The 6,530-nt window shown below is 70.2% G+C and carries 4 protein-coding genes; 1 reads left to right on the plus strand and 3 read right to left on the minus strand.

Translation table 11 applies throughout. The features are described from left to right. Positions 1 to 20: 20 nt before the first annotated feature. From AB0F40_RS22845 to ligA, 3 genes are all read right to left on the minus strand, one after another. Complete coding sequence (locus AB0F40_RS22845; protein ID WP_357473109.1) at positions 21 to 848, minus strand: sugar phosphate isomerase/epimerase family protein; 828 nt, start codon at positions 846 to 848, stop codon at positions 21 to 23. Between the two features lie 115 nt (positions 849 to 963). Beyond that, a complete protein-coding gene (locus tag AB0F40_RS22850; RefSeq protein ID WP_357473114.1) occupies positions 964 to 2,148 on the minus strand; it encodes a sugar phosphate isomerase/epimerase in 1,185 nt (394 codons plus the stop codon). A 210-nt stretch (positions 2,149 to 2,358) separates the two neighbouring features. After that, entirely contained in the window at positions 2,359 to 4,776 is a 2,418-nt protein-coding gene (gene ligA, locus AB0F40_RS22855; protein WP_357473126.1) for an NAD-dependent DNA ligase LigA, read from the minus strand. Positions 4,777 to 4,939: 163 nt separating this feature from the next. Between ligA and AB0F40_RS22860 the strand changes: the two genes are divergently transcribed. Next, positions 4,940 to 6,460, plus strand: coding sequence for an NAD(P)/FAD-dependent oxidoreductase (locus AB0F40_RS22860; protein ID WP_357473117.1), 1,521 nt, complete (start codon positions 4,940 to 4,942; stop codon positions 6,458 to 6,460). Positions 6,461 to 6,530 lie beyond the last annotated feature (70 nt).

Here is a 6,530-nt window from a genome sequence, read left to right on the forward strand (position 1 = left end):
GGGCGGTGGGTCGGCGGCGGTCATGTATACGGCACTCCCTCGGCTCGCAGCATGGTGGTGAAGGCTTCCCAGGCGTCCGTGAACAGCTCAGGCCCGGAGAAGCCGCCGAGGCTGTGGGCCTCGCTGAGGTGGGGCTCCAGCGAGAAGAACCCGTCGAACCCGTCGGCCCGGAGCGCCCGGACCGTGTCGCGCACCTCGCCGTCGCCCAGCCCCGGGAGCACGATCTCCCCCGTGCTGCGCTTCGTGTCCTTGATCTGCACGTACTCGATGTGCGAACGGAGAAGCTGGTAGGCGTCGGTGTACGGACGCACGCCGACCTGGACGAAGTTGGCCGGGTCCCAGGCCAGGGTCAGGTGGGGTGAGCCGACGGACTCCACGACGTCGAGGCACCGTTTCGGGGTGTCCCCGTAGACGCCCTGCTCGTTCTCGTGGAGCAGCACGACACCGGCCCCCGTCGCCAGCCTGGTCAGCGCGGACAGGCGCCGCAGCACCTCGTCCCTGCACGAGTCCGGGTCGGTACCCGGCCGTACGTAGAACGAGAAGATCCTGACGTAGGGGGCCCGGAAGTACTCGGCCATGTACGCGGCCTGGTGCATCCGTCCGAGGTGCGCGTCGAAGTCCTCGTCCACGAAGATCTTCCCGATCGGTGACCCGATGCTCGAGACCTCGAGCCCGTACTGCCGCAGCAGGCTCTTGACGCGCTGGCGCTGCGCGTCGTCCAGATCGAGGACGTTGGTGTCCCACGCGCTGCGCAGCTCGATGAACTTCAGGTCGAGTGCCGCCGCGACCCTGCACTGGGTCTCGAAGTCGGGCGATATCTCGTCAGCGAATCCTGAGAGCGTCCACACCTTGGTTCTCCTCTTTGGCGCACGTCGACACTGACAACCGGCCCGTCCGGGCCGGCCGGCCTTCCCCCTGTGCCTGCCCTGCTGCCGGTCCGCGCGAGCGGACCGGCAGCGCGGGTCAGTAGCGCAGCTCGGCGAGGTTGCCGATGCTGGTGCACGCCGACGTGACGCCGTCCGGGCTCGGCCGGTCGTGCTCCGTGAAGCCGTACCGGACCCCGGCGAGCGAGGCACTCGCGAAGATCTCGGCGAAGTCGATGGTGCCCTCGCCCACGTCGGCGAAGGACCCGTCAGCTGCGATGTCCTTGAGGTGCAGCAGCTCGAACCGGCCGGGGTAGGTGTTGAACAGCTCGATGGCGTCGACCCCCGCGCTGGCCGCCCAGTACACGTCGAGCTCCATGGTGACGAGCTCGGGATCGGTCTCCCGGACCAGGACGTCGTAGCCGCTGACGCCGTTCTCGACGGTCTCGAACTCGTACCCGTGGTTGTGGTACGCGACCGTGATCCCGTTCTCCTTGAGCGTCGCGCCCACCTCGTTCAGGACCGCGGCGGTCCGGGAGTAGTCCGCGAGGGTCCAGCTGCTGGAACCGGAGATGCGCACGTACTCGGCGCCGATCGCACGCGCCTCCGCGATGACGCCCCCGAGGTCGTTCTCCAGGTTCGACTGGCTGACGCCGATGGACGGTACGGTCAGCCCGGCGGCGTCCGTCAGCGGCGCGAGCTCCGCGGAGGTGTACCCGTAGAAGTTGCCGACGCGTCCGGACGGCTCCATGTTCTGGAAGCCGCACTCGGCGAGAGCCGCGAGGGTCCCCTCCGCGTCCGTCGGCATCGTGGCGCGCACGGTGAAGCCCACCAGGCCGATCCTGCTGAGATCCACCGAGCGGGTCCCCGTCACCGGGTGGGGGGAGCCGACCTCGGAGACGGCGGCGGCCTCGGCGATGCCTGCGCGCTCGGCGTCCGTGAGCACACCGGCCCGCTCCAGGCGGCTCGCGATCCGGACGACGGTGTTCGTGAACTCGCCGTGGGTCGAGAAGGGCGCGTCGGCCATGATCTCGTCCATGACGGTGCAGCCGTCGCCGGTGTCATAGTTCGGTACTTCTGAGGCGGCCTCGCCGGCCCCGAAGAAGACCGATGAGCTCGCCGAGTAGCCGTAGGCGCACGCGTCGGCGGCCGCGGCCCCGTCGGTGGCCGGCGCGGCGCTGGCGCCCGAGGCGATCAGAGGAAGGGCGAGTACGCCGCTGACTGCCGCGACGAGCCACGTGCGGGCCCGGGACGAGCTTCGTCCGGGGGTTGAGATACGGTCCATCAGCCTGCCTCTCCGTTGAGGTTTGCCTGTCCGTGAGACGAAGAGCACTGATGTGCCCTTTGTTTCGTGCCAGACGTTATGTCCCTGGCACAGCCACGACAACCAGTTGCCATTTGTTGCCCCGGCCGCGGTCGCGGCTCGCGAGAACGGGGCTGTGCCCCGGACCGGGCAGGTCCGGAGCACAGCCCCGTTCTCAGGGCCGGCGTGGCGTCACAGCGCCTCGGGGCCGCCCTCCAGCAGCGCCTTGAACCCGTCCTCGTCGAGGGTGGGAATCTCGAGCGCCTCAGCCTTGGCCGCCTTGGTGCCCGCGTTCTCCCCCAGCACCACGTAGTCCGTCTTCTTCGAGACGGATCCGGAGGCCTTGCCGCCCGCTGCGATGATCGCCTCCTTGGCACCATCGCGCGTGAAGTCCTCCAGCGAACCGGTCACCACGACGGTCAGGCCCGCGAGCGGACCGGTGGGCTCGGTATCGGCCTCCGCCATCGCGGCGGGGCCCGGGTGGCCCGGCGTGGCGAGCTCGACCCCCGCGGCACGCCACGCCGTGAGGATGTCCTGGTGCCAGTCCACGACCAGCCAGGCCTTGATCTCGGCGGCGATCACCGGCCCCACCCCGTCGACCGCTGCCAGCTCGGCCTCTGACGCCGCCTCGATAGCCTCCACGGAGCCGAACCAGCCCGCGAGCGCCCGCGCCGCCACCGGCCCGACGTGCCGGATGTTCAGGGAGACGAGCTTGCGCCACAGCTCCTTCGTCTTGGCGCGCTCGAGCTCGTCGAGGAGCTTGGTCGCGTTCGCCGACGGCGCCCACTCGGGCAGGGTCTCACCCGACTCCTCGGCCGCGACACGCTGCGCCTTGGCGTGGGACAGCCGGCGGCGGAACGGGGTGCGACGGCGCACCACGCCGTCGTCGTCCGTCTTGGGCAGGCCGGTCTCGGCGTCCCGCACCACCGCTTCGATCGGGAGCAGCTCGTCGAGTGTGAGCGAGAAGAGCTGGGCCTCGGTGACCAGTGGCGGGGTGTCCGGCACGTCGGGCTGGGTGAGCGCGGCGGCGGTGACCTCGCCGAGGGCCTCGATGTCGAGCCCACCGCGCGAGCCGATGTGCTCGACCCGCCCGCGCACCTGCGCGGGGCAGGACTCCGCGTTCGGGCAGCGCAGGTCGACGTCGGCCTCCTTCATGGCGCGCAGGGGCGTACCGCACTCGGGGCACTCCGTGGGCATGACGAAGTCCTCGCGCGGGTAGCCGTCGTCGGCCAGGGCGGCGACCGGCCCGAGGATCTCCGGGATGACGTCGCCCGCCTTGCGCAGCACCACGACGTCGCCGATGCGCACGCCCTTGGCCCGCACCACGTCCTGGTTGTGCAGGGTCGCCTGACGCACGGTGGAGCCGGCGACCTTCACCGGCTCCATCACGGCGTACGGGGTGGCCCTGCCGGTGCGGCCCACGCCGACCTGGATGGCCAGCAGCCGCGTGTTGACCTCCTCCGGCGGGTACTTGAAGGCGATGGCCCAGCGGGGCGCACGGCTGGTCGACCCCAGCCGGCGCTGCCGGGCCAGGGCGTCGACCTTGAGAACTATCCCGTCGAGCTCGTGCTCGATGTCGTGCCGGTGCTCGCGGAAGTGCTCGATCATCTCGAGCGCGCCGTCCAGGCCGTCGACGACCCGGTTGTGCGGGGAGACGGGAATGCCCCACTGCTCGAACAGCGCGTACGCGTCGGACTGCCGCTCCAGCTCCTCGTGCTTCCCGGCCTGCCACTGCAGGGCCCCCACGCCGTGCGCGTACATGCGTAGGCCCTCCACGCGGGCGAGACCCGCCTCCAGCTCGAGACCGTCCTTGTTCTCCAGCAGCTGCCGCAGGCCACCCGCTGCGGCGTTCCGCGGGTTGGCGAACTGCGGGAACCTGCGCAGGGCGGCGATGCGCGCTCGTTCCACGTCGAACTGCTTGCCACCGGCGTGCCGTCCGGCACGTTCCCGTGCGTCCTCGACGGCCCGCTCGCGAAGCTGGGCCTGCAGCTCGTTGAGCCGCGCGAAGGTGGCGACCGGGATGAACACCTCGCCGCGCACCTCGACCACGTCAGGGTGGTCCTCGCCGGTGAGCTTCTGGGGGATCTCCGCGATACGCAGCACGTTCCGGGTCACGTCCTCGCCGACGCGCCCGTCGCCGCGCGTGACACCCCGCACCAGGCGGCCGTTCTCGTACACGAGGGAGATCGCCAGGCCGTCGATCTTGACCTCGCACAGCAGGCCGGGGCGGTCGGTGCCGAGGTCGCGGTTGACCTTCTCGGCCCACACCGCGAGCTCGTCGGTGCTGAAGGCGTTGTCGAGCGACAGCATGCGTTCGATGTGCTCGACCGTGACGAACCCGGCCGCCGCCGCACCGCCGACGCTCTGCGTGGGCGACTCCGGCGTCGCCAGCCCGGGGTGGGCGGCCTCGAGCGCCTGCAGCTCACGCATCCGCGCGTCGTACTCGGCGTCGGACGAGACGGGCGCGTCCGCCTCGAAGTAGGCCCGCCGGTCCTCCTCGATCCGGGCCACGAGCTCGGCCCACCGGCGCTGCGCGGTGGCAGCGTCGGTCGTCGTGCCGGTCGTGGTGTCGGCGGGTTCCGGGATGCCTGTCGTCTCGCTCACAGACACAATCATGGACTGAACCACTGACATCCGGACGGCGAGGCACTGGAGCCCGTAACGAAAGGTCAGCCGACCTGGGCATTCGCCCCGATCCGCCCCTATCGCACACGGCCGACGTCCGGCTACCATTCGAGAAAAATGCCAGGAATCTACTGAAAGCAGGGGCCCCTTGAAGATCGCCGTCGTCGGTGCCGGTTTCGCAGGACTGGCCACCGCGAAGATTCTCCGCGAGTTCGAGCACGACGTCACCGTGTTCGAGAAGGCCCCGGACGTCGGTGGCGTGTGGAGCGCCACCCGCCGGTACACAGGCCTGCGGACGCAGAACAACAAGGACTCGTACGCCTTCTCCGACCTGCCGATGCCGCGGGACTACCCCGAGTGGCCGACCGGCGAGCAGGTCCAGGCCTACCTCGAGCGGTACGTCGCGAAGTTCGGGCTGCGCCCGCACCTGCGGCTCGCCACCGAGGTCGTCCGGGCCGAGCCGACCGACGCGGAGGACGGCTGGATGGTCACGGCCCGTCGCATCGGCGCCCCGGTCTCCGCGCCCGAGAAGTTCGATCACCTCGTGGTCGCCAACGGGATCTTCTCCGACCCGGTCTTCCCGCAGTACGAGGGCTACGCCGACCTCGTCCGCGCCGGCGGCAAGCTCGTCGCCTCCAGCCAGCTCAACACGCTCGACGACACCCGCGGCAAGAACGTCGTGGTGGTCGGGTACGGCAAGTCGGCGTGCGACGTCGCCGCCGAGATCGCCCCCGTGGCCGAGTCCACGACCGTGGTGGCCCGACGCCTCCTGTGGAAGATGCCCAAGCGCATCGCCAGCACGCTCAACATGAAGTACCTGCTGCTGTCCCGCCTCGGCGAGGCGCTGTTCCGCTACCAGGAGCTCGACAACGGGATGGAGCGGTTCCTGCACGGCCCGGGGGACAAGGTGCGCGCCGGCATGCTGTCGAGCATCGGGTCCGTCGCGACCTGGCAGTTCAAGCTCAAGAAGCTCGGACTCGTCCCCAGGGGCGAGTTCGCCGACATCGCCAACAGCACGGTGTCGCTGTCGACGGACGGGTTCTACGAGCAGGTCGCCAGCGGAGCGATCAAGGTGCACCGGGACACCGAGATCGAGCGGTTCGAGACCGAGGGCGGCCACCCGGTGGCAGTCCTCAGCGACGGCGGCCGGATCCCGGCCGACCTCGTCGTCTGCGGCACCGGGTTCCACCAGCGCGTGCCGTTCCTCGACGACACCGTGTCCGCACGTCTGCTCGACGACAACGGCAACTACCAGCTCTACCGTCAGATCCTGCCCGAGGGCGTGCCGAACCTGACCTTCGCGGGCTACAACTCCTCGCTGTTCTCTCCCCTGTCCGCCGAGGCGGGCGCCATCTGGATCGCCGCGTACCTGGCCGGAACCGTCGACCTGCCCCCGCTCGAGGAGCGGCGCAAGCAGGTGGCCGGGCGGGTCGCGTGGATGGAGAAGCGCACGGGTGGCAAGCACGCCCGGGGCACCAACGTCATCCCCTTCTCGATGCACCAGATCGACGAGACGCTCGACGAGGCCGGCGTGAACATCGGCTCGGGCGTCCGCACGATGCAGTGGCTCCTGCCGATCGAGCCGTCCGTCTACAAGAACGTGGTGCCGCGGCTCAAGGAGCGGATCGCTCAGCGGGCGCCCAAGGATCGCGTCGGCAGCGGTTCCTGACGCGGTCGCTCCGCCGAGGTAGAACTGTGGCGAAGTAGAACGGGGGCCGGACCGCTGATCAGCGGTCCGG

It is taken from the genome of Promicromonospora sp. NPDC023987 (genome assembly GCF_040639055.1).
Lineage (GTDB): Bacteria > Actinomycetota > Actinomycetes > Actinomycetales > Cellulomonadaceae > Promicromonospora.

Coding starts and splice junctions, on each gene's coding strand:
- AB0F40_RS22850 (WP_357473114.1), bottom strand. CDS start 2,148: ATGGACCGTATCTCAACCCCCGGACGAAGCTCGTCCCGGGCCCGCACG.